This is a genomic window from Metabacillus malikii (genome assembly GCF_030813355.1).
Taxonomy (GTDB): Bacteria; Bacillota; Bacilli; order Bacillales; family Bacillaceae; genus Metabacillus; species Metabacillus malikii.
On the sequence record NZ_JAUSUD010000006.1, the window covers coordinates 168,449 to 190,825 of the forward strand.

At 36.2% G+C, this 22,377-nt stretch carries 19 protein-coding genes; 1 reads left to right on the forward strand and 18 read right to left on the reverse strand.

All coding sequences use genetic code 11. The annotated features are described in order from the left end of the window. The 6 genes from fabD to J2S19_RS08545 form a co-directional block, all read right to left on the reverse strand. Nucleotides 1–945 (reverse strand): ACP S-malonyltransferase, encoded by a 945-nt coding sequence (fabD, locus tag J2S19_RS08520; protein WP_307340062.1) that lies wholly within the window; start codon nucleotides 943–945, stop codon nucleotides 1–3. A gap of 19 nt (nucleotides 946–964) precedes the next feature. Then, nucleotides 965–1,945: a phosphate acyltransferase PlsX gene (plsX, locus tag J2S19_RS08525; protein ID WP_307340063.1), complete on the reverse strand. Its 981-nt coding sequence runs from the start codon at nucleotides 1,943–1,945 to the stop codon at nucleotides 965–967. A gap of 9 nt (nucleotides 1,946–1,954) precedes the next feature. After that, nucleotides 1,955–2,527 (reverse strand): transcription factor FapR, encoded by a 573-nt coding sequence (gene fapR / locus J2S19_RS08530; protein ID WP_307340066.1) that lies wholly within the window; start codon nucleotides 2,525–2,527, stop codon nucleotides 1,955–1,957. A gap of 413 nt (nucleotides 2,528–2,940) precedes the next feature. After that, nucleotides 2,941–4,986 (reverse strand): ATP-dependent DNA helicase RecG, encoded by a 2,046-nt coding sequence (recG, locus tag J2S19_RS08535; protein WP_307340069.1) that lies wholly within the window; start codon nucleotides 4,984–4,986, stop codon nucleotides 2,941–2,943. A gap of 841 nt (nucleotides 4,987–5,827) precedes the next feature. Continuing rightward, complete coding sequence (locus J2S19_RS08540; protein ID WP_307340072.1) at nucleotides 5,828–7,486, reverse strand: DAK2 domain-containing protein; 1,659 nt, start codon at nucleotides 7,484–7,486, stop codon at nucleotides 5,828–5,830. Between the two features lie 17 nt (nucleotides 7,487–7,503). Further along, nucleotides 7,504–7,866, reverse strand: a complete 363-nt coding sequence (locus J2S19_RS08545; RefSeq protein WP_307340075.1) for an Asp23/Gls24 family envelope stress response protein — start codon at nucleotides 7,864–7,866, stop codon at nucleotides 7,504–7,506. 396 nt (nucleotides 7,867–8,262) lie between these two features. Between J2S19_RS08545 and rpmB the strand changes: the two genes are divergently transcribed. Continuing rightward, a complete protein-coding gene (gene rpmB, locus J2S19_RS08550) occupies nucleotides 8,263–8,451 on the forward strand; it encodes a 50S ribosomal protein L28 (RefSeq protein WP_066337865.1) in 189 nt (62 codons plus the stop codon). 90 nt (nucleotides 8,452–8,541) lie between these two features. Here rpmB and spoVM read toward each other — a convergent pair whose 3' ends face one another. The 12 genes from spoVM to coaBC all read right to left on the reverse strand — a co-directional run bounded on the left by spoVM (nucleotide 8,542) and on the right by coaBC (nucleotide 21,814). After that, on the reverse strand, nucleotides 8,542–8,622 hold the full coding sequence (gene spoVM, locus J2S19_RS08555) for a stage V sporulation protein SpoVM (protein WP_003328987.1): 81 nt from the start codon (nucleotides 8,620–8,622) through the stop codon (nucleotides 8,542–8,544). Nucleotides 8,623–8,855: 233 nt separating this feature from the next. Continuing rightward, nucleotides 8,856–9,500 (reverse strand): thiamine diphosphokinase, encoded by a 645-nt coding sequence (locus J2S19_RS08560; protein ID WP_307340160.1) that lies wholly within the window; start codon nucleotides 9,498–9,500, stop codon nucleotides 8,856–8,858. A gap of 185 nt (nucleotides 9,501–9,685) precedes the next feature. Continuing rightward, nucleotides 9,686–10,342: a ribulose-phosphate 3-epimerase gene (rpe, locus tag J2S19_RS08565; RefSeq protein WP_307340078.1), complete on the reverse strand. Its 657-nt coding sequence runs from the start codon at nucleotides 10,340–10,342 to the stop codon at nucleotides 9,686–9,688. Between the two features lie 2 nt (nucleotides 10,343–10,344). Next, a complete protein-coding gene (rsgA, locus tag J2S19_RS08570) occupies nucleotides 10,345–11,229 on the reverse strand; it encodes a ribosome small subunit-dependent GTPase A (protein ID WP_307340081.1) in 885 nt (294 codons plus the stop codon). A 281-nt stretch (nucleotides 11,230–11,510) separates the two neighbouring features. Then, entirely contained in the window at nucleotides 11,511–13,505 is a 1,995-nt protein-coding gene (gene pknB, locus J2S19_RS08575) for a Stk1 family PASTA domain-containing Ser/Thr kinase (protein ID WP_307340083.1), read from the reverse strand. Then, nucleotides 13,499–14,254: a Stp1/IreP family PP2C-type Ser/Thr phosphatase gene (locus J2S19_RS08580; RefSeq protein ID WP_307340162.1), complete on the reverse strand. Its 756-nt coding sequence runs from the start codon at nucleotides 14,252–14,254 to the stop codon at nucleotides 13,499–13,501. Before J2S19_RS08580 ends, pknB begins: the two co-directional genes overlap by 7 nt. Before the next feature lie 5 nt (nucleotides 14,255–14,259). Next, a complete protein-coding gene (rlmN, locus tag J2S19_RS08585; RefSeq protein ID WP_307340086.1) occupies nucleotides 14,260–15,357 on the reverse strand; it encodes a dual-specificity RNA methyltransferase RlmN in 1,098 nt (365 codons plus the stop codon). 2 nt (nucleotides 15,358–15,359) lie between these two features. Beyond that, on the reverse strand, nucleotides 15,360–16,709 hold the full coding sequence (gene rsmB, locus J2S19_RS08590; RefSeq protein WP_307340089.1) for a 16S rRNA (cytosine(967)-C(5))-methyltransferase RsmB: 1,350 nt from the start codon (nucleotides 16,707–16,709) through the stop codon (nucleotides 15,360–15,362). Further along, nucleotides 16,690–17,643: a methionyl-tRNA formyltransferase gene (gene fmt, locus J2S19_RS08595; RefSeq protein WP_307340092.1), complete on the reverse strand. Its 954-nt coding sequence runs from the start codon at nucleotides 17,641–17,643 to the stop codon at nucleotides 16,690–16,692. Before fmt ends, rsmB begins: the two co-directional genes overlap by 20 nt. Beyond that, a complete protein-coding gene (gene def / locus J2S19_RS08600) occupies nucleotides 17,636–18,130 on the reverse strand; it encodes a peptide deformylase (RefSeq protein ID WP_307340096.1) in 495 nt (164 codons plus the stop codon). Before def ends, fmt begins: the two co-directional genes overlap by 8 nt. 55 nt (nucleotides 18,131–18,185) lie before the next feature. Next, the gene (gene priA / locus J2S19_RS08605) at nucleotides 18,186–20,600 is read right to left on the reverse strand and encodes a primosomal protein N' (protein ID WP_307340099.1); all 2,415 of its coding nucleotides are present in this window, start codon (nucleotides 20,598–20,600) and stop codon (nucleotides 18,186–18,188) included. After that, the gene (coaBC, locus tag J2S19_RS08610; RefSeq protein ID WP_307340102.1) at nucleotides 20,597–21,814 is read right to left on the reverse strand and encodes a bifunctional phosphopantothenoylcysteine decarboxylase/phosphopantothenate--cysteine ligase CoaBC; all 1,218 of its coding nucleotides are present in this window, start codon (nucleotides 21,812–21,814) and stop codon (nucleotides 20,597–20,599) included. Before coaBC ends, priA begins: the two co-directional genes overlap by 4 nt. Nucleotides 21,815–22,377: the final 563 nt, after the last annotated feature.

Here is a 22,377-nt window from a genome sequence, read left to right on the forward strand (position 1 = left end):
TTATACATCCCCCTTTAGCTTAACAACCGTTTCTTGAATTGAGTCTAGATCCGAAACAGCATGAACATTCGCTTTACGATTTATTTTTTTTATTAGTCCAGATAATACTTTGCCTGGCCCTATCTCTATAAACGTCGTCACACCATTATCTAACATCTTTCTTACTGATTGTTCCCATCTAACAGGAGAATATAATTGTTCAACTAGCAGACTTTTTATTAGTTGTTGACTTTGTACCGGTTCTGCGTTCACATTTGCAATTAATGGGATTTCCGCATCCTGGAATGTAATGTTTGAAAGAACTTCTTTTAATTTGCTAGCTGCAGGTTTCATAAGTTCCGAATGAAAAGGTCCACTTACAACAAGTGGTATAACGCGCTTTGCCCCTTTTTCCTTCGCTAAATTTGAAGCTCTCTCTACACCTTCAGCAGTACCTGATATGACAATTTGTCCTGGACAATTTAGATTTGCGATTTGAACAGAAAAGCCTAATTTTGTGATATCAGACGTTACGTTTTCCAACTCTGCTGCATCCATGCCTAATATGGCCGCCATTGCTCCTTGACCTGCAGGCACAGCTTCATCCATTAATTCACCACGTTTTTTCACCGCAAAAACTGCATCCTCGAATGAAAGCACCCGTGCAGCCACTAAAGCAGTATATTCACCTAGACTATGTCCTGCTACATAATCTGCTTTTATCCCATGTTTTGCAAATTCATTTAATATAGCAATGCTAGTTGTTAACAGTGCTGGTTGCGCATTATATGTCAACGTTAAGGTTTCTTGTGGTCCTTCAAAAATCACCTTAGATAAATCTTCATTTAGGCGCTCATCTGCTGTTATAAATATATGTCTTGCTTCTTCGACTTGGTCATAAAGTTCTTTCCCCATTCCAACAGCTTGCGAGCCTTGTCCTGGAAAAACAAACGCTATTTTTGTCATCGATTTCCCCCCGTAATTCCTATTGTTTTAGTGATTTATAGATTGTTTCTGTTACGTTGTTCGTAACCATGTCTCTCGTTTGACGAATTGCATTATAAATAGCATTTGGATCTGATGAACCATGTGCTTTAATCACAGGTGCCTTAAGTCCAAAGAGCGCTGCACCACCATATTCAGAATAATCCATTTGCTGTTTTATGACTTTTAATTGTGGCTTCAATATACCTGCTGCAAGTTTTGACTTTAAATTACTCGTTAAGGCAGACTTCAACATTGAAAACACTGATAATGCTGTACCTTCAATCGTTTTCAACGCAACATTTCCAGTAAAACCATCCGTCACGACTACATCAGCAACTGATTCCATTAAATCCCGTGATTCTACATTTCCGATAAAATTAACAGGTGCACTTTTAAGCAAAGTAAATGCTTGTTTTGTCAATTCATTTCCTTTTTTATCTTCTGTTCCTACATTTAGCAAGCCAACTCGAGGGTTTTTAATGCCGCGCACTTTCTCAGCATAAATTGAACCCATTAATGCGTACTGTTGTAAATGCTCTGGTTTAGCATCAACATTTGCACCAACATCCAAAAATAAGAAACCTTTCCCGTCTAAAGTCGGTAAAGTTGGTGATAATGCTGGTCGTTCAATGCCTTCAATTCTTCCAATATGAAGTAAACCAGCTGTCATTAATGCACCTGTATTCCCTGCTGAAATACATCCATCTGCTCTACCTTCTTTTACCTCAGCTGCCATTAGCACCATCGAGGAGTTTTTCTTTCTTCTTACGGCACGAACAGGCTCTTCCGTTCCTTCAATAAATTCATCAGTATGTAAAATGTTTATTCTAGTACTGTCAGTTAAAATTGGTTTTATTTTCGTTTCATCACCAACGAGAGTAATTTCTAAATCAGCAAATGCGTTAACCGCAAGCATGACACCTTTAACGACAGCATCTGGGGCATGATCTCCACCCATTGCATCGATAGCTAACTTCATCAATGTAACCTACCTTTGTGTTGTATTTGAGCGATACATTTCGAATTGACCAGAGAACACTAATTCGTTTCCTACATAACTACTCACTTCAACGATTGTTCGGCCCTTTTCAGAATCACCGCTAACTACCTTAGCTTTAGCAATTACACGTTCACTTTCCTTAACTTGTCTAGTGAATCGAATATTCGCTTTAGCTGTTAGTGCTAACTCATCATCAATTACTGCAACTGCTAATGAATTTGCCTGCGCAAATATATGATGACCCCTTGCAATTTGATTTCGGCTAAACACATGTTCTTTATTAATTTCTAAGATTGAAATCGCCGATTGGTCTAACTGAAGATCAATAATTTCACCGATAACTTCTTCTATATGTAGTGACTTAACTTCATCATCTAACTTTCTCTCAGCAACATGTTTAATTCGTTCTCTTAGTTCTGGGATTGATAATTCCAAGCGGTCTAACCTAATTGTTTGGATACTGACACTGAATTTCTCAGCTAGTTCCTCATCCGTAATAAATGGAGTCTCAACAATAGTATCCTGAAGCAACTTCTGTCTCTCTTTTTTATTTCTTCTCATATCACTATGACACCGTCCGAACTATTAAGACTAGGTACTAATAGTAGTATATAATTATCCTATGAAGAAAGCAATACATTTCATAGGAATCTTAAGTTTAAACTAGCTTATCTTTGTTATTTTCAATGCTGTTTTCGCAAACATAGTTTCTTGTTGTTTTAGGTGGCTTTTCGCTTACAGTACTCGCTTTCCGCGGGGTGGATTGGTTGCAGCAAACTAATCGCTTTCCGCCCCAACCAACCGTTTATAAAAATCAGTTAAATATACACTCTTTTTGTCTTATAATAAACTATTTGTGTGAGGCATTGTGGGCGCTCATAGATAACCTGGATGCGAGCCTAACTAATATGTGAAACTATAGAGCTTATCTTATGAGCTTGAAAATCAATGAAATACATCATTTCACTATGTTTTTAATCTAACTTCTCACCACTTAATATCCCACTCTCTTCTAAATATAACCTTAACGATTCGTATTGACTGTCTGTCCAAAATGAGTCCGAATGGATGAGGGTTACTGCATCTTGTCTCGCAACTTCTAGTGCACGGTAATCATGGACCATATCGGCTACTTTAAATATTGGTACTCCACTTTGTTTTTTTCCAAAAAAGTCCCCTGGACCTCTCAATTCAAGGTCCCGTTCCGATAGCACAAAGCCATCATTCGTTTCCGTCATAATTCTCATTCTTTCTTTTCCAGTTTCTGACTTAGGATCAGCAAGCAGAATACAATATGATTGCTCACTCCCTCTACCAACGCGACCACGTAATTGATGAAGCTGCGATAATCCGAATCTTTCCGCATCATAAATAACCATAGTTGTTGCATTAGGAACATTAACACCAACTTCCACAACAGTTGTTGATACCAATATTTCTACTTTATTTTCGCTAAAACTACGCATAACCTCATCTTTCTCTACCGATGTAAGCCTTCCATGCATTAACCCTACCTTAAATTTTCCTCGAAAATACTCAGTAAGCATACTATGGACATCTAAAGCATTTTGCACATCAAGTTTATCTGATTCTTCTATTAATGGACAAATCACATAAGCTTGTCGGCCTTTCGCTACTTCTTTTTCAATAAATACTAAAATACGATCTAACATATTTGGTTTCACCCAATATGTTTCAATTGTTTTCCTCCCAGCAGGCAGTTCGTCGATGACCGAAACATCCATTTCACCAAATGCTGTAATTGCCAAAGTTCGCGGGATCGGAGTAGCTGTCATAAATAATACATCTGTACCCTCACCCTTTTCTCGTAACAAACGACGCTGTTCAACACCAAAGCGATGTTGTTCGTCTGTAATGACCAGTCCTAATTTATGGAAGTCAATATCATCTTGGATTAAGGCATGTGTACCAATCAAAATATGAATTTGATTATTCTTTATTCTTTCAATAAGTTCTCTCCGCTTTTTCCCTTTGACAGAACTTGTTAATAATGCAACTTCTATATTAAATGGTGCAAATAATTCTTGCAGTGACGATTCATGCTGTTCGGCAAGTATTTCTGTCGGTACCATTAATGCACCTTGATAACCTGATAACACAGTAGCATAAAAGGCAATTGCCGCAACTATCGTTTTACCAGAACCTACATCACCTTGCAGTAATCGATTCATTCGATACGGTGATTGTAAATCTGTGATAATTTCGTTCACTACTCGCTGTTGTGCATTTGTTAACGGGAAGGGGAGCTTTAAAATAAAATCTTCTAAGCTTTTTTCTGGAAATTGATGGACAATTCCTTCCGATTGTGTGCGCTGTATTTTCCTAAGAGCTTGCATTTTTAATTGGAACAACAAAAATTCCTCATAAACAAATCGTCGTCTAGCTTGTTTTAATTGTGCATTCTCTTTCGGCTGATGGATTAGCATGATTGCTTCTTTACGTGATACTAGTTTATATTTAGCCAATATGTCGTCTGGAAGTATTTCTTCAATATCATCCAAGTAATCCCGTAGCGCTAGGGAGACAAATTTCCTCATCCCTTTAACAGTCAATTTACCCTTAACGGAATAAACAGGCTCCACACCATTTTCATTCTGCTTTGGACCAAATTGTAATTCCATAGCAGTAATGGTTTGACGATGTTTATCCCATTTTCCTGAAACCGTTACAATGCTTTCAATTGATATTTTACTTTTAAAGTAAGGGCGATTAAAGCAAATAACTGATACTAAATAACGACCTACTAAAAGACGGAATGTTAATCTAGACTTTTTTCTACCATAATAAGTTAATAATGGCTCACTATGAACTTTACCTTCGACTGTCACTCTCTCCTCATGATTAACATCCGCTAAGTCTTTTAAACTATTATCATCATATCGGTAAGGGAAATATTCTAACAAATCTTCGATTGTCTGAATCCCAATTTCATTAAAGAGTTGTTCAGTTTCGTCTCCTACACCTTTTAAATTAGTAATAGGTTGCAATAATCTATTCATTTCATCTCCGTTGCTAATTCAGTCTATTTTTACTCACGATCCTAACATGACTATATGCAACGATACCTCCTAACTTAGATTACTATATATTCTATAAATTCCTGGATAGTATATATTAAAGATTCTTTCTAAAAGTCCTATTTTTACAGTAGCTGCTTAAAGTTCTAGCATCGACGTCCAAACTTGGGAGGAGTATTCGACTGTGGTAAAGGAATCACAATATTAGAAAGCGAATCAATGATAACTAACCGCAGTAAATGATAACCTGAATTTTCGAATTCGTATGCCGTAGTTAAGGCTCGCCACCCACGTTACATCTTTAGAATAATTCCAGTGGAGACTCATAACGACAACTAAGTAATCAACATCAATGTATACAAAACAATTATATAAAATTATCTATACAGGTATAGTCTATCAAACTTTTAGTAAACTGTATAAATTTCAAATCTTTTATATTAAAGGTATAGACTCACATGTTCCTTTCAATTTGCAATGTATAAGACTCATATCTGTGCTTGAAAAGAGAAATGACACCCCAAAAAAATGCAACTTAATATATTGCATAGAAACACAAAAACTCGGCAGTTATGCCGAGTTTTTTAATATAGACTGTTTTCGTAAACATTGTTGCTTTTAACTGATTTGTCGTTTAGGGTTTGTCTCCGCTACAGTACTCGCTTTCCGCGGGGTGGGTGGTGAGCCTCTCCTCGGCGTAAACGCCTGTGGGGTCTCACCTCTCCCACGCATCCCGCAGGAGTCTCGCACTTACGCTCCGACAAACCCTTAAAAAAGATTAGTGCAAAAAGCCACAATCTTTTAGAAACGAGCCTTAATATATTTATTCAACTGAAAAAATGTAAGAATATAGAGGCTGTTCACCTTTATGTGTCTCTACTTCAATATCTTCAAATTGTGATTCAACATAATTGACTAGCTCTTGTACTTCATCATCAGTTACATCTTCACCTTGGATGATTGTTAATATTTCATCATCCTCTGTAATCATTGCTGTTAACAATTTTTTAGATGCTGATAACTGATTTTGGTCTGTTATCACAATTTTGCCGTTAAAAATTCCCATAAAATCATCTTTAGCAATATCTAATCCATCAATATTTGTATCACGAACAGCATATGTGATTTGACCGCTTTTTACATTTGCTAAAGCTGCTGTTAGTGATTCTTCAACATTGTTAGGTTCAGCTGTAGGGTTAAATGCTAACAAGGCTGCCATTCCCTGAGGAACTGTTTTTGAAGGAATCACGATGACATTTTCTTCAACAACTGAAGCAGCTTGTCTCGCAGCCATGACAATATTAGAGTTATTTGGTAAAATCAGGACATTCTCAGCATTAACGTCTTTAATTGCTTGAACGATATCCTCTGTACTTGGATTCATTGTCTGACCGCCTTCAATGACAACATTGGCACCTATGCTTCTAAACAATTGGGCAATTCCTTTTCCCATTGTAACGGCAACAATTCCATATTTGCTTTTTTCTTGTTGTTTTATTGGTTCATCTTGTTTTGTTACACCTATGATATCAGTATGTTGCTGTCTCATATTTTCAATCTTCATATTAATAAGATTTCCATATTTTTGTCCGTAGGATAACACATCACCAGGTGTTTCTGAATGAATATGTACTTTTGCAAGTTCTTCATCTGCGATAACTAGTAATGAGTCACCATATTCATTTAAGTCGTTACGAAACACTTCTTCATCAAACGGAGTTTTACCCTCTTCAAATCGAACCATAAATTCTGTACAATAACCAAATTCGATATCCTCGGTATTAATATGACCTTGAACACTTTTATGATGTTCAGCACTAACAAGGTCGTCCATAGATGGCTGTGCAATTGTCTCAGGCAGTTTTTCTCCTTTTAATACGGCTAAAAACCCTTCGTAGACAAAAACTAAACCTTGGCCGCCGCTATCAACTACTCCTACTTCTTTAAGGACGGGTAATAAATCAGGTGTACGGTTTAGTGACTTTTCAGCTTCTATTAATACTTTCTCCATTAGCTTATCAATATCTGATTCGTTTTCTGCCTCAATCACAGCAACTTTAGCTGCATCTTTGGCAACTGTCAATATTGTTCCTTCCACAGGTTTCATCACTGCTTTATAAGCAGTATCCACCCCAGCCTGTAAAGCTTTTGCAAATTCAATACTTGTTATCGTTTCTTTTGCCTCAATTGCTTTTGAAAACCCTCTAAACAATTGAGAAAGAATTACACCAGAATTCCCTCTTGCGCCCATTAATAGGCCTTTTGAAAGAGCAATTCCTATATTGCCAATATGGTTTGAGGGATTATTTTTAACCTCTTTTGCTCCTGATGTCATCGATAAATTCATGTTCGTTCCAGTATCTCCATCTGGAACTGGAAAAACGTTTAATGAATCGACTAATTTTGCATTATTAGAAAGATGGTTTGCTCCTTGCAAAATCATTTCAGCAAAACGTTTCCCATCTAATGTTGTTATAGACACAGGTCTTTTCCTCCTTACTACGGGTTCGCTACACGAACACCTTGTACAAAAATATTAACGGAATCAACTGCAAGTCCAACCGTCTGATCTAACGTATATTTCACTTTTGTTTGAACGTTATGTGCGACTTCAGAAATTTTTGTACCATAGCTGACGATAATATACATATCAATAAAAATAGCGTCATCTTCCTGGCGCACAATCACGCCTCGGCTAAAGTTTTCTCTTCTAAGTATTTCAGTAAGTCCGTCTTTTATTTGATTCTTAGATGCCATTCCAACAATACCATAGCAGTCAATCGCTGCACCACCTGCAACGGTTGCAATGACTTCATTTGAAATATCAATCTGTCCGTACTTCGTTTTCAATTCAATGGACATAATCTTTCCCCCTTTGGAATTGTTCGCAAGGCTAATGTTATTTTACTATACACTAGTATATTTTAAAAGAAAATCCTTGCACTAGGATAATTGCTGAACTAAATAGATAATCGTATAATACAAGTATTGTCAAAAACATAAAAAAAAGAACATTCACTGAAATAAGTTTATGTTTGTTCTATATGTAGAGTGTAAGCACCTTAACAAAATCATATGTAGGACGCACTATTATTATACAACATGATTGAATATCCTATGTCAAGGAAAAATTCTTGAAAGCTATGCGATAGAAGTATTGCAATATAAGATGAGTTATGATAAATTATTAAAGTATGTCATGGGTTTAACATGAATTTTGTATATTATGAGGTTTTTTTGTAGTAAGGAGGGAATAACATGGCACGTAAATGCGTTGTTACTGGTAGAAAAACTCGCTCAGGTAATGCACGTTCACACGCAATGAACGCAAACAAACGTACTTGGGGCGCAAACCTTCAAAAAGTTCGCATCTTAGTTAACGGTAAACCGAAAAAGGTATATGTATCTGCTCGAGCGTTAAGATCAGGTAAAGTTGAGAGAGTTTAACTTTAATTAACTTATCATCTGTAAGCTTATTCATTTCATATAAGAAAGAATAATCTAAGAAAAAAGCACCGGCTAAACGGTGCTTTTTTCTTAGTCTTTTTTAAATGAGCCTAGCATTGCCCGCACAATTCCTCCTAAAAACTTCGGTAGCTTAATCGTATAAAATTTCATAATGTCCCTCCTCAACCAAAAATCTTTAAACATGCATTCCGCTTGTTCAACGGTTCGGTTAACGTCAAATTTAGCTTCCATTATAAAACATATCTCAACCATAAGATCACGAATCTAGAAGTACTTTACTTTTTTCTACTTGTCTAGAACAATGAAATAAATCAGTTCTGTACATTCTATTCAGCAGTTGGTTAAAAAATGACGTTAGAACCTTATTCTTGGATCCACAAGGATTAATCTCGACTTCTTACCATTAATAATATGCCCTCATAAAAAGAAAAAGTACCTTGTTCATAAATGAGTTCATTACTAATACATAATGTTGAACCGATTTTGATATGACAATTACTTAGTGGGTACTTAAAATTTTCTAAAGTGATTCCTCGGACCTCATATGATACTGGAATAAATGAAATATATTTCCATTCCTTGTGTTCTTTTATTGTATATGTACCAGGGGTATGTAGCGTGAGTTGATTTTGACAATCAATTATTTCAATTTCAGTCCTCTTTGATAAACCTTTCATTAATAACTGTATATTTGCTAACATATGGTCAATTCGACCACCTGTAGCCCCAAATATTCTAATACTAGTTGGGTTTTGTTCTATAGCCCATTCTAGTGCAAGTTCAGTATCTGTTTGGTCCTTTTCCGGCGGAAAAATTTTTAATCTTTGCTTGGTTTTTGAAATAGAGTCCATTTCAGAGCTTGTTATTGAGTCAAAATCTCCAAATGCATATGAAATTGGAATTCCATCCTCCATAAGGTAAACGGCACCTCTATCAATCCCTACCCATGTTACATCATCTTGATTATATTCATTTAAAGGTGGTATAAGTTCCTTAGGTCCACCTGCAACTAGTGCAATATTACGCATCATTTACTACCTCATTTTTAGCTTTTTAAATTGTATTACCTCGTTGCATCAATGGGATTCGCAAATACAAATTTATTACTATTTTTGGTTATAAAAAAAGCCTGACAAATGAATCTGTCAAACTTTGAGATAAGATTTTATTACTTAAGCTAGCAACTACTAGACTTTTTGACTAAGGATAAAGCTTAACTCATAACCGCCTGCTTTAGCTGCTGTATCGCTAACTTACGGTCAATTTGATTATAAATTGCAGACCCTGCAACTAATACATTAGCTCCTGCTTCAACACATTGCTTTGCAGTAATTTCGTTTACACCACCATCAACTTCAATATCGATTGAAAGTTGCTTCTCCTTGATAATTGTCGCCAACTGCTCAATTTTTTCTAACACTTTCGGGATGAAAGCCTGCCCTCCAAAACCTGGATTAACAGTCATAAGTAATACCATATCAACGTCTTCAAGTACATGGATAATTGATTCAATTGGTGTATGCGGATTTAAAACTACACCAGCTTTTATACCAGTTGATTTAATTAACTGAATTGTCCGATGTAAATGTTTGCATGCTTCAACATGGACGGTAATGATATCTGCTCCTGCACGGACAAAATCTTCAATGTAAAGGTCAGGATTATCAATCATTAAATGAACGTCAAGTGGAAGATTTGTAATAGGTCTAATCGCCTCCACTATTAATGGTCCAATCGTAATATTCGGAACAAAATGACCATCCATTACATCGACATGTATGTAATCTGCTCCACCATTTTCAACGTCTTTTATCTCTTCTCCCAATTTTGCAAAATTTGCAGATAAAATTGAAGGTGCAATTTTTATCATAATTAATACCTCGGCTTTCTCTCTTTTATTTCTTCTACAAAAGATAAATAATGGTCATATCTATATTGAGGTATATCACCGTTTTCTACTGCTGCTTTTATAGCACATTTTGGTTCTTTGACATGCGTACAACCTCGAAACTTACAATCCCCACTTCTTTCTTTCATTTCCGGAAAGCAATATGTCAGATCTTCAATTTCAATTCCTGTAAACTCTAGAGAACTAAAACCAGGGGTATCAGCAACAAATCCAGTTCCAACAGGAATTAGCTCAACGTGTCTTGTCGTATGCTTCCCCCTCCCTAAATGTGTAGAAATATCATTCGTCTTTAATTCTAAATCTGGACGTAATAAATTTAATAACGAGGACTTTCCTACACCTGATTGCCCAGCAAATACGGATATTTTATCATTTAAGATTGGTTCCATTTCACTTAGAGAGTTTGCTTCGACTGTTGATGTTAAATAGACATGATAACCAATTCGTTTATAATCGTCGGCATATGACTGAACCTCTGTTTCAACTTCTTTCGACTGAATTAAATCGATTTTACTTATGACAATAATTGGTTCAATATCATTTGCTTCTATTAATACAAGGAATCTGTCCAGTAAAGTCGGGCTAAAATCCGGCTCTACTGCTGAAAATACGAGAATGGCTTGATCAACATTACAAATCGGTGGTCTAATTAATTCATTTTTTCGAGTTAAAACTTCAAGTACATATCCCTCTTGGTCATTGTCTGCTTGATATACGACCTCATCTCCAACGAGAGGTGTAATTTTATTTTTTCGAAATACTCCTCTTCCTCTACACTGGATAAAGCGGTCACCGTCCTGTACATAGTAAAAACCACTTAGTGCTTTTACAATTTTCCCTTGCGGCATGAAAAACCTCCTTGTGAACTTCTAACTTTGCATTTATTCTGCACAATACTCAAGACAAATGGTGTGGCGGTGAGGAACATCTTTTAAGTATGCAATCATTAAAGTCTCACCTGTGCCACACAACTATCGTAAATAACGACAATCAACTATACATATTTTATAGTTTAAACAGATCACACAACCCTTAAAAAGGTTCGTGTAAAACCCACAATCCATTAGAAAAATGCCTTTTCAATAAATAAGTCCTCTTTATTATATAGACTTATTGCATGAGACATATACTACTCGTTATCGTATGGAATCGCTTTAGATGTTACAACCTTATTGTCTACTGTTACTTGATAAAAGGCCTCTTCCCCGGGGGCAATTGTAAGATTTAATGTATATGTTTTTGGACTATTAATTGTAAATGTTTCAAAAACATTTGGAAAAGATCGCTCTGCATCGTCAATAATTATCGAAACCTCTAGTTCTTGTCCTTCTTCCGTAGGATTATAAGGTATTGTAATTGTTTCAGATAATTTCTTTGGAAGTAATGGTTTTTCTTCAGGACCTAGTGAGTAAACTACTTCTATTTGAGTTTCCTTAGGATTCACTTCTTCTCCAGGGTTTGGCTTTTGTGAAACTACGTGTCCTTTTGGAATTTGTTCATTAAACTCCTCTTTCTCACTCAGTGCAAGGCCATTTTCGTTTACATAGGCCTCCACTTCTTCCTTACTCTTACCATTCAAGTTTTCGATATTAATACGTTTTGGTCCGGTACTAACTACAAGTGTGATCGTATCTTCAGATGGTATAATTTCTTCTCCGACTTCAGGCGTTTGAGAGATAATCGTTCCTTCTAACTCAGTATCACTTGTAGCTTCCTCAATAGTAACCTTAATGCCATTCTTCTCTAAAATTAGTCTTACTCTGTCTATTGTCTTGCCAACATAATCATCAATTGTTATTTTTTCTTTACCTGTGCTTTGATATATTGTAACAGGTGCTCCTTCTTTTGCTACTTCAGCTGCTTTCGGCTCTGTTTTTATGACATATCCTTCTTCAATTTCCTCATCTGTGAGCATAACAGGATCGTTTATTGTAAAACCACTTTCTTTTAACATGTCTACAGCTTCATCATAAGGCTTTTCTGTAACGTCTGGCACTTCAATATCCTTTGGTAATAATAAAGGAGGCAGTATTGTAAATGCAGAAATTGCTCCCGCCATTAATATAATAAATGTTGTGATGATAAAGATAGCTAGTTTACTTTTTTTCTTTTTGGGCTTGTCCTTTTTATGAGCTTTATGCTTTTTTACATCTTCCTTAGGAACATCCATCTGTTTTTTTTCTGGTGTGTGGACGAGTGTATCGCCAATTTTATGCTCTCCGACATTTTCCTCTGTTATGATAGGAATTGCTTTTGTTGCTTCATCATCATCTGGAATTGTAAAAGGTTCTTCTGAAATTCTATTAACATCAAAAACTGTATCTAAATCTCTTTCCATTTCCTCTATAGAATGGTAGCGGTGAAACGGATCCTTTGCGGTTGACTTTAAGATAACATTTTCCAAACTTTGAGGCACGTCTGGATTCCACCGTCTTACGGAAGGTGTGGAGGACTGCAAGTGCTTTAATGCTATAGATATTGCAGATTCACCATCAAATGGTAGTCTTCCTGTAAGTAATTCGAATAATACAATACCAATAGAATAGATATCGGATTTTTTATTTGCCATCCCACCTCTTGCTTGCTCAGGTGATAGATAGTGAATCGAGCCTAAAACCGAATTAGTTTGTGTAATTGTCGTTGAACTAAGTGCAACTGCTATACCAAAATCAGTTACTTTTACGTTTCCTTCACGGTCAATTAATATATTATGTGGTTTAATATCCCGATGGATTATATGATTATCATGTGCGTGTTGCATAGCAGCAACTATTTGCAGCATTATATGTACAGCTTTTCTAGGTTGGACAGGTGCAAACTGTTGTATGTACTTTTTTAATGTTTGTCCATCAACATATTCCATTACAATATAGTAGATTCCGTCTTCTTCCCCAACATCATAAATACTGACGATATTAGGATGTGCTAAACTTGTGGCTGATTGAGCTTCCCTTCTAAATCTCTTAATAAACTCATCATCATTGGAAAAGTCGAAACGTAATACTTTCATTGCTACTTCTCTTTCTAGAATCATATCCCGGGCTAAATAGACATTAGCCATACCGCCGCCGCCAATGACTTCTAGAATTTTATAACGTCCGCTAATTCTTTTTCCTATTAACACGACGCTTCACCTAATTCATTCGCAGTCCTTTTGACAATAACTAAAGAAATATTATCTTCGCCACCATTTTCATTAGCGATGTCAATGAGTGTCTTCCCTATAATGTCTAGGGAGTGAGATTTAATAAGTTCAGAACTAATTTCTTCATCAGTAAGTTTATTTGTCAATCCGTCAGAACAGATTAACAAAATATCATTCTCTTCAAAGCCGATTGTCTTTACATCAAGTTCAACTGTCTGTTCCGTCCCTAAAGCTCTCAGGAGGACATTTTTTCTAGGATGGTGTTCTGCATCCTCTTTAGATATTTGTCCTGACTTAACAAGCTCATTTACTAAGGAGTGGTCTTGGGTTATTTGGGTAAAGCCAGCCTGAGTGAATAAATAGCAGCGGCTATCACCTATATGCCCAATAGTGGCAAATTCCTCTGTTATGATAGCACCGACTATTGTTGTACCCATTCCTTGACATTCTGGATTTGCTAAAGAATGCTCGTATACAGTCTTGTTTACTTCTAGCGCTGTATGAATAAACCAATTTTCTGCATCCTTAGGACTATCAAGCTGCTTTACATTCTCCCATAAGGATTGAAATGTTTGGATTGTCATTTGACTGGCAACATCCCCAGCCAAATGACCACCCATACCATCCGCAACAATTGCTAGAATACCAATTTCATTATTAAAAACTCCAACAGAATCTTCATTATGTTGCCTTACTTTTCCCCGGTCTGACATATAAAAAGTTTCCACCTTGGTCACCTCGTCTCCTCTTTACGCTCCTTAGCTCGAAGTTGTCCGCAAGCAGCATCAATATCATGGCCTTGCTCTCTTCTTGTTGTCACATTTATACCATGCTTTTTTAGTGTATCTTCAAAAAGTTTAATTTGTTCTTTCGGTGTACGAACATAATTTCTTTCTGGAACATAATTTACTGGTATTAAATTGATATGACACTTTATCCCTTTTACTAATCTTGCTAATTCTTCTGCATGCTCAACTTGGTCATTCTCGCCACCAAACAGACCATATTCAAAGCTAATCCGTCTTCCTGTTTTATCAACATAATATTTAACAGCCTCCATTAAATCAGGAAGTTTATATGCTCGATTTATTGGCATTAATTTTGATCGAAGCTCTGTATTTGGTGCATGTAACGATATTGCAAAATTGATTTGTAGTTTTTCGTCAGCGAATTTGTAAATTTTCGGGATAATTCCACTTGTAGAAACTGTGATATGTCTAGCACCAATATTTAAACCTTTATCATGGTTAACTATTTTCAAAAATGACATCATTTCATCATAGTTATCAAATGGCTCTCCAATTCCCATTATAACAATATGACTGACACGCTCATCAAGCTCGTCAAGTGCTTGTTGAACTTTGACAACTTGTGCAACTATTTCACCAGCTTCTAAATTCCGCTTTAATCCACCTAATGTAGATGCACAAAATGTACAGCCAATTCGGCATCCTACTTGAGTTGTTACACATACAGAATTGCCATATTCATGTCTCATTAAAACAGTTTCAATTGAATATCCGTCATGTAATTCAAACAGGAATTTAATTGTTCCATCTTTTGAAGTTTGTTGGATAAGTGTTTTAAGCGTTGTAAGTGTAAACTTTTCTTGTAAGAGTGTGCGTAATTCTTTAGATAGATTTGACATATCTTCAAAGCTTGTGACACGTTTTGTATATAACCAATCGAATATTTGGTTTGCACGAAACGATTTTTCTCCATGTTCTGTCAACCATTGCTCTAACTCATGCAATTCCAATGAATAGATAGATGGAATTGTTGGTTCATTTGCTTTTTTGTCTTTCTTAGCTGCTCTTTTTAATTGTTCCAAATTTAACCCTTCTTTCGTAAACTAGCTATATAAAATCCGTCTGTCCCAAAGTAATGTGGAAGTATTTGAACTTCACCATCATGAATATACGGTTGAATCTTTTCTGGTAAGTAATCCTTCACTGCAAGATTTCGTTCAAATTCAGGATGGTCTTGTAAGAATTTTTTGATAACATCATTATTCTCTTCCCTATCAATTGTACATGTACTATAAACTAACATACCTCCGCTTTTTAATAAAGAGGCAACAGATTCTAAAATTTCCAATTGTAATTGTGCAAGGTTCGTTACATCTTGGATTGTTTTTGTATACTTTATATCTGGCTTTCGTCGAATGACACCGAAACCTGAACATGGTGCATCTACTAAAATCCTATCAAAGCTCTCTTTCTCAAAGAGTTCATCTGCCTTTCTGCTATCAATTGCAGTTGCTTCAATATTTAATAAATTTAATCGTTTTGCTTGTTGATTAATCAGTTTTACTTTGTGTTCATGCAGGTCGAGTGAATGAACAGTACCTGTTCCTTTCATCCGTTCAGCCAAATGTGTAGATTTACCTCCTGGTGCAGCACAAGCATCTAAAATTCTCTCATTTAATTGAGGGTTTACTGCCCTAGCAACGAGCATTGAGCTTTCATCTTGGATAGTTAACAAGCCCTTCTGGAACGCTTCGGTAAGTGCAAGGTTACCTTTTAATCCTTTAATTGCGTCCACAGATAAATCACCATATTCAACAAGTACTCCATCATTTGTTAATTGCTGATATAATTCTTCTACTGAGTTCTTCATGATGTTTACCCTAGCAGTTTGTGAAGGAGGTGTTAAATTAGCTTCGCACATTTTCTCAGTTTCTTGATAGCCGTATTGCTTTATCCATTTTTCAATTAACCATCTTGGATGACTTGTCTTAATAGATAAACGCTCAATATCATCTTTAATCAGATTTAAATCTGGAATACCTTCTCTTTGAAAGCTTCTTAGTATTCCGTTAACAAATGAAGCAATTCCCTTATGACCTCTAGCTTTTGCGATCTCTACCGCCTCGAATAAAATGGCTCTGTCAGGAACTCGATCAAGGTAAACCATTTGATAGACAGATATTCTTAATAAGATTTTAACCCATATTTCAATTTTCTTATTATTGTTTAGAAATTGATTCAAATAATAATCTACCGTTTCACGACGCTGTAACGTTCCATACACAAGTTCTGTTAGCAACCCGATGTCTTTCTCATTTACTTTATATTTTTTTATCATCGAATTTAACAGAAGATTACTATATGCTTGATTTTTTTCGATTTGCAGTAATGTTTCAACCGCTACATTTCTGACATTATTTAAATGTTTTTTCATTATTATCTCCTAAGACGTCTCCTACTGATACTGCTTTTCCCCGAAGGAAGTCTTCTCCGCTCATTTTCTTTTTCCCTGAAGGCTGGAGTTCAGTAACTTTAATCGCAACTTGATTACCCGTCGCCACAATAAAACCATCTTCCTCCACGTCGATAATTGTTCCGGGATTAGCATCTGCATTGGTTTCGACCTTTTCACCCCACCATATTTTCACAACTTTGTCATCTAGTGTTGTAAAAGCAACAGGCCATGGGTTTAATCCTCTAATTTGGTTGTAGATTTCCTCACCGTTTTTAGACCATTTAATTTTTTCTTGTTCACGTTTGATATTAGAAGCAAAAGTCGCCTTGCTATCATCTTGCTTTATTGGAGATAATTTTCCAGCAAGTAATGAAGGTAATGTTTCAATTAACAGGTTAACTCCTGCTTCACTTAATTTATCATGGAGGCTTCCAACTGTGTCATGTTCGTCAATTGCAACTTCTGCTTGTGTTAATATATCTCCTGCGTCTAATTTTTCCGCCATATACATTATTGTAATACCGGTTTTATCTTTTCCTTGTAAAATGGAATAATGGATAGGAGCCCCGCCTCTAAGTTCTGGTAAGAGTGAAGCATGAACGTTGATACATCCATATTTTGGTGCTTCTAATAATTCCTTAGGTAAAATTTGACCAAAAGCAGCTGTAATAATTAAATCAGGTTTTAACGATAGAACATCATCTAATTCTGTTCTAATTTTTTCTGGTTGAAGAACTTTTATCCCATGCTTCTCTGCTTCTACTTTGACAGGGGGAGGTGTTAATACTTTTTTACGACCTTTCTGTCTGTCTGGCTGGGTTACAACACCTACAATATTATAATCCTCTTCAATAAGTTTTCTAAGAATAGGTACTGAAAAATCAGGTGTTCCCATAAATACTATATTAGTCAAGTTTATCACCTTCCGTCGTTTCTAATTCTTCCTCGTCTACATATCTCTCTACTTTCGAATTAAATAAAATACCATCTAAATGGTCGATTTCATGTTGGATTGCCCGTGCTAAGAAACCTTCTGCTTCTATTATTTTGACTTTGCCTTTACGATTTAGCGATCTCACTTTGACATATTCAGCTCTTGTAACTTCGCCAAATAAGCCGGGGAAACTTAAACAGCCTTCAATTCCATATTGTTTACCTTTTTTATCAATAATTGTTGGGTTAATTAATTCTATCGTTCCATGGTGGTCATCTATGTCAACGATCGCAACTTGCTTCGTTATACCAATTTGCGGTGCAGCTAGTCCGACACCATCATATTCAATCATCGTATCATACATATCAGCTAATAGTTTTGAGAGCTTCCGATCAAAGGTAGTAACCTTTTCACAAGGTGTCTCTAATACTTCTGCCGGATGCATAATTATAGGTTTTACTGCCAAAAGATTTGCCTCATTTCTATAGTCAGATTTCTATTTTCATCTTTCAAATCACTACCTACATCATTGTGTTTGGATTTAAGTCCACAGAAATCATTAATTGATTTGTTGTCATCTCTTGTTGAAAATGCTCCAGTATTTTACGAAGCGTTATGTGTAAGTCATTATCACGTTTGTATTTTACCATGCATTGGTATCGATATCTATCTTTGATACGTGGAATAGGGGAAGCAACAGGTCCAAGTATTCGAGTATCGTTAGCAACATTTCTTCGTAAATATTGGACAATTGTCTCAGTTACAGACACAACCTTCATGATGTCTGGATGAGATACTGTTACAAGAGCGATAAAGTAGTATGGTGGATAAGCGTGAGTTTTTCTTAACTGCATTTCATGCCTAAAAAGCGAATCATAATCATACTGACTAGATAGTTGAATACTATAATGCTCAGGAGTATAGGTTTGAATGACAACCTCTCCTGGAAGTTCATGTCTACCAGCCCTTCCACTAACTTGTGTTAACAGTTGAAAAGTCTTCTCCGAAGCGCGGAAATCTGGTAAGTTAAGCATCGTATCTGCAGTAAGTACACCAACTAACGTTACATCTGGAAAGTCTAAGCCCTTAGCAATCATTTGGGTACCTAATAAAATGTCAGCCTGTTTTTGACCGAATTTTGTCAAAAGCTTTTCGTGTGCCCCTTTCCGATTTGTTGTGTCAACATCCATACGTATGATTCGAGCCTCTGGTAAAATTTTCACTAATTCTTCTTCTACCTTTTGAGTACCTGTCCCAAAATAACGGATATGCTCACTCTCACATTCAGGACAAGTATTCGGTAATGGTTCTTCATAACCGCAATAATGACATTTTAGCTGCTGCCCTCGAAGATGGTATGTTAAAGATATATCACAATGTGGACAGCCATTAACATATCCGCAATCTCGGCACATAACAAATGAAGAATATCCTCTTTTATTTAATAACAGAACTGTTTGTTCATGTTTATTTAGCCTATCTGTCATCTTATCCATTAACGATGCAGAAAACATTGAGCGATTACCATTTCTTAACTCTTCTCTCATATCAACAATCTCTACGCTTGGCATATTCCTTTTATTAACACGTTCTTTTAAAGTTAAAAGCTTATACACTCCTTTTTGTGATCGTGCAAATGATTCAAGTGTCGGTGTTGCACTCCCTAAAACAACAGGACAATTGTGTTGCTTCCCTCGATATATTGCAACATCTCGTGCATGATAGCGCGGGTTTTCCTCCTGTTTATAGCTGGATTCATGTTCCTCATCAATAATAATCATCCCAAGTTTTTCAAATGGTGCAAAAATTGCTGAGCGGGCACCGACAACTAGTTGTACTTCTTTACGTTGAATTTTACGCCATTCGTCATATTTTTCACCAGTTGATAAACCACTATGGAGGACAGCCACTTTTGAACCAAAGCGACCTTTAAAGCGATGGACCATTTGAGGAGTCAGTGAAATTTCTGGGACGAGGACAATTGCTTCTCTCCCTTCTTTTAAAACCTTGTCAATTGACTGTAGGTAAACCTCTGTTTTTCCGCTACCAGTCACCCCATACATAAGGAATACTTCATGAAGCTTTTTGTCTATCGCATGTATAATCGGTCCAATCGCCTGCTGTTGCTCCTCGTTTAATGGTAATGGATTTGTTTTTTCAAACTCACGATTTTCATAAGGGTCTCGATAGATTTCTCGATTTTCCTCTTGCAAGATACCTTTCGATATTAACGCTTTTACAGTTGTATCAGATGCTTTTGTTTCTGATAACAAAAGTTGCAACGGAATTTCATTTAAACGATTCGTTATAAAGTAATGAATTATATCATGTTGTTTTTTCGCATTGGCTGGGATAGCAGATAAATGTTCACTTAAAGCTGAAAATGTTTCACTGGCCTTTATGACTTTTACCGTTTTCTTATTAGTCTTTTGCTTTACCTTGTAAATAACTTCTAAATTTCCACATTCAATTTCCTTATGTATTTCTCGAAATGAGGCAACCTGCTCTATATCTTTTAAATCAACCTCAATTTTACCTTCGAAAAATGGTCTTATTGTAAAAGGAAGTGCTTCTAGTTCATCACCTATGAACCGAATAACTTTTTCATATTTTGCCTTCATAGCAGCTGGAAGCATTGCTTGAAATGCAGATACTTTAAAACACAATGTCTTTTCCGTTAACCATTGTCCAAGTTCGATTAATTCTGTTGTCAAACAAGGTGTTAAATCAACCAAATCTGAAATTGATTTTAACTTTTCATAATCTGTTTGATTCTTTAATTCAACGATAAATCCTTGAACTTTACGAGGCCCAAACGGAACAATGACTCTCATACCAGGAGAGACAAGCTGCTGCCATTCTTCTGGTACTTTATAATCAAAGGCTCTATCTGTCTGCATCGCTTGTACATCTACGATAACACTTGCATATTTCATAACCTGCCTCGCTCCTCAAGAAGCAACTGCACCTTTTCTAATAAAATTTTGGCCACATCATATTTTGACATCTTTGGAAGTTCAACTTTGTTAAATGCTTTATCAATTATCGTCACAATATTCGTATCTTTATCAAATCCTGCCCCTTCACTTGTCACATTATTTGCTACGATTAAATCAAGGTTTTTTGTAATAATTTTCTTTTTAGCATATTCTTCAAGGTTATTCGTTTCAGCGGCGAATCCTACTAATAATTGGGTGGATTTTAACTTACCTAACTCATTGAGGATGTCTACTGTTCTTTCCATTTCTATTTGCATATCTGAATTTTGCTTTTTTAACTTTTGATTATAAGTTTGGACTGGACGGTAGTCAGCAACCGCTGCAGATTTAATGACTACATCTGCTTGTTCAAAATGCTTAATCACTTGCTCATACATTTCTTGTGCGGTCTCTATTTGAATAGTCGTAACATCGTTCGGGGCAGGAATAACAGTTGGTCCAGTAATTAATGTGACATTTGCTCCTAGCTTAGACGCTACATCAGCGATTGCATAGCCCATTTTACCTGATGAATGATTTGTAAAGAATCTTACTGGGTCTACTTTTTCTCTTGTTGGTCCTGCTGTAACAATGATATGTACATCTTTTAACGGGGAACCTACTTCTTGCTCTTCAAAGTATTGATTCATTAACTCAACAATTTTTTCAGGTTCCTCTAATCTGCCTTTACCAACATACCCACATGCTAAATACCCTTCACTCGGTTCAATAAAGCGGTATCCAAATTGATGCAGTGTGTTAATATTTGTCTGGATGGCAGGATGTTTGTACATATGAACATTCATTGCTGGTGCAACCCAAACTTGAGCTGTTGCAGCTAGTAATGTTGAAGTAAGCATATTATCTGCAATACCATTAGCTAATTTACTTATAGTATTTGCAGAAGCTGGAGCAATAACGATTAGGTCTGCCCAATCAGCTAGGTCAATATGAGCAATCACCTTAGAATTTTTTTCATCAAATGTGTCAAAATAGACATCATTCCGTGATAGCGCTTGGAATGTGAGTGGATTTACAAATTCCATAGCGGAGTTCGTCATAATTACTCTTACATCAGCACCTGTTTGGACTAATTTGCTTGTTAGAGCTGCTGCTTTAAAAACTGCAATACCACCACTTACACATAATAAAATCTTTTTACCACTTAACAAGACCTCCACCTCACTTTTTAACGATAGTATATCATTAATTACTTTCTTCTTTGTAAACTTTGTCTCTTCTAAACTGTCGGATAAGCTTAATTATTACTTCTAGTATTGACAAGACTACTTTTTTGCTAGGCTCTTTTCAGGTTTCTTGAGCTGATTGCGGGACACCTGCGGGATGTGTGAGAGGTGAGACGTGAGCAGGCGTTTACGCTTAAGGAGAGCGAAAAGAGCAGACAGTTTGCCCATCGACGTACAAACTAGTGACGGGTATCGACTAAGACGAAAGGAATCACGATGAGCCGTTATGGTGAATAATGATGACTTAACGTAGGGAGATAACCTGAAGTATACTTTTTCATTTAGCCAGAGCTAGATAAACTTACCACCCACCACGCAGAAAGCAAGCTCTATAGCGTGGGCAATCCCCTAAACGACAGCTTAGTAAAAAGCCGCAAATTTATGAAAACAGCCTTATGTTAAAATACTTAGCAATTATTAAGGTATAAGTTTCATAATTCGACGAAAAAAGGACTGCCTCAAAAGAGACAGACCCTCTAAAGAAAGTC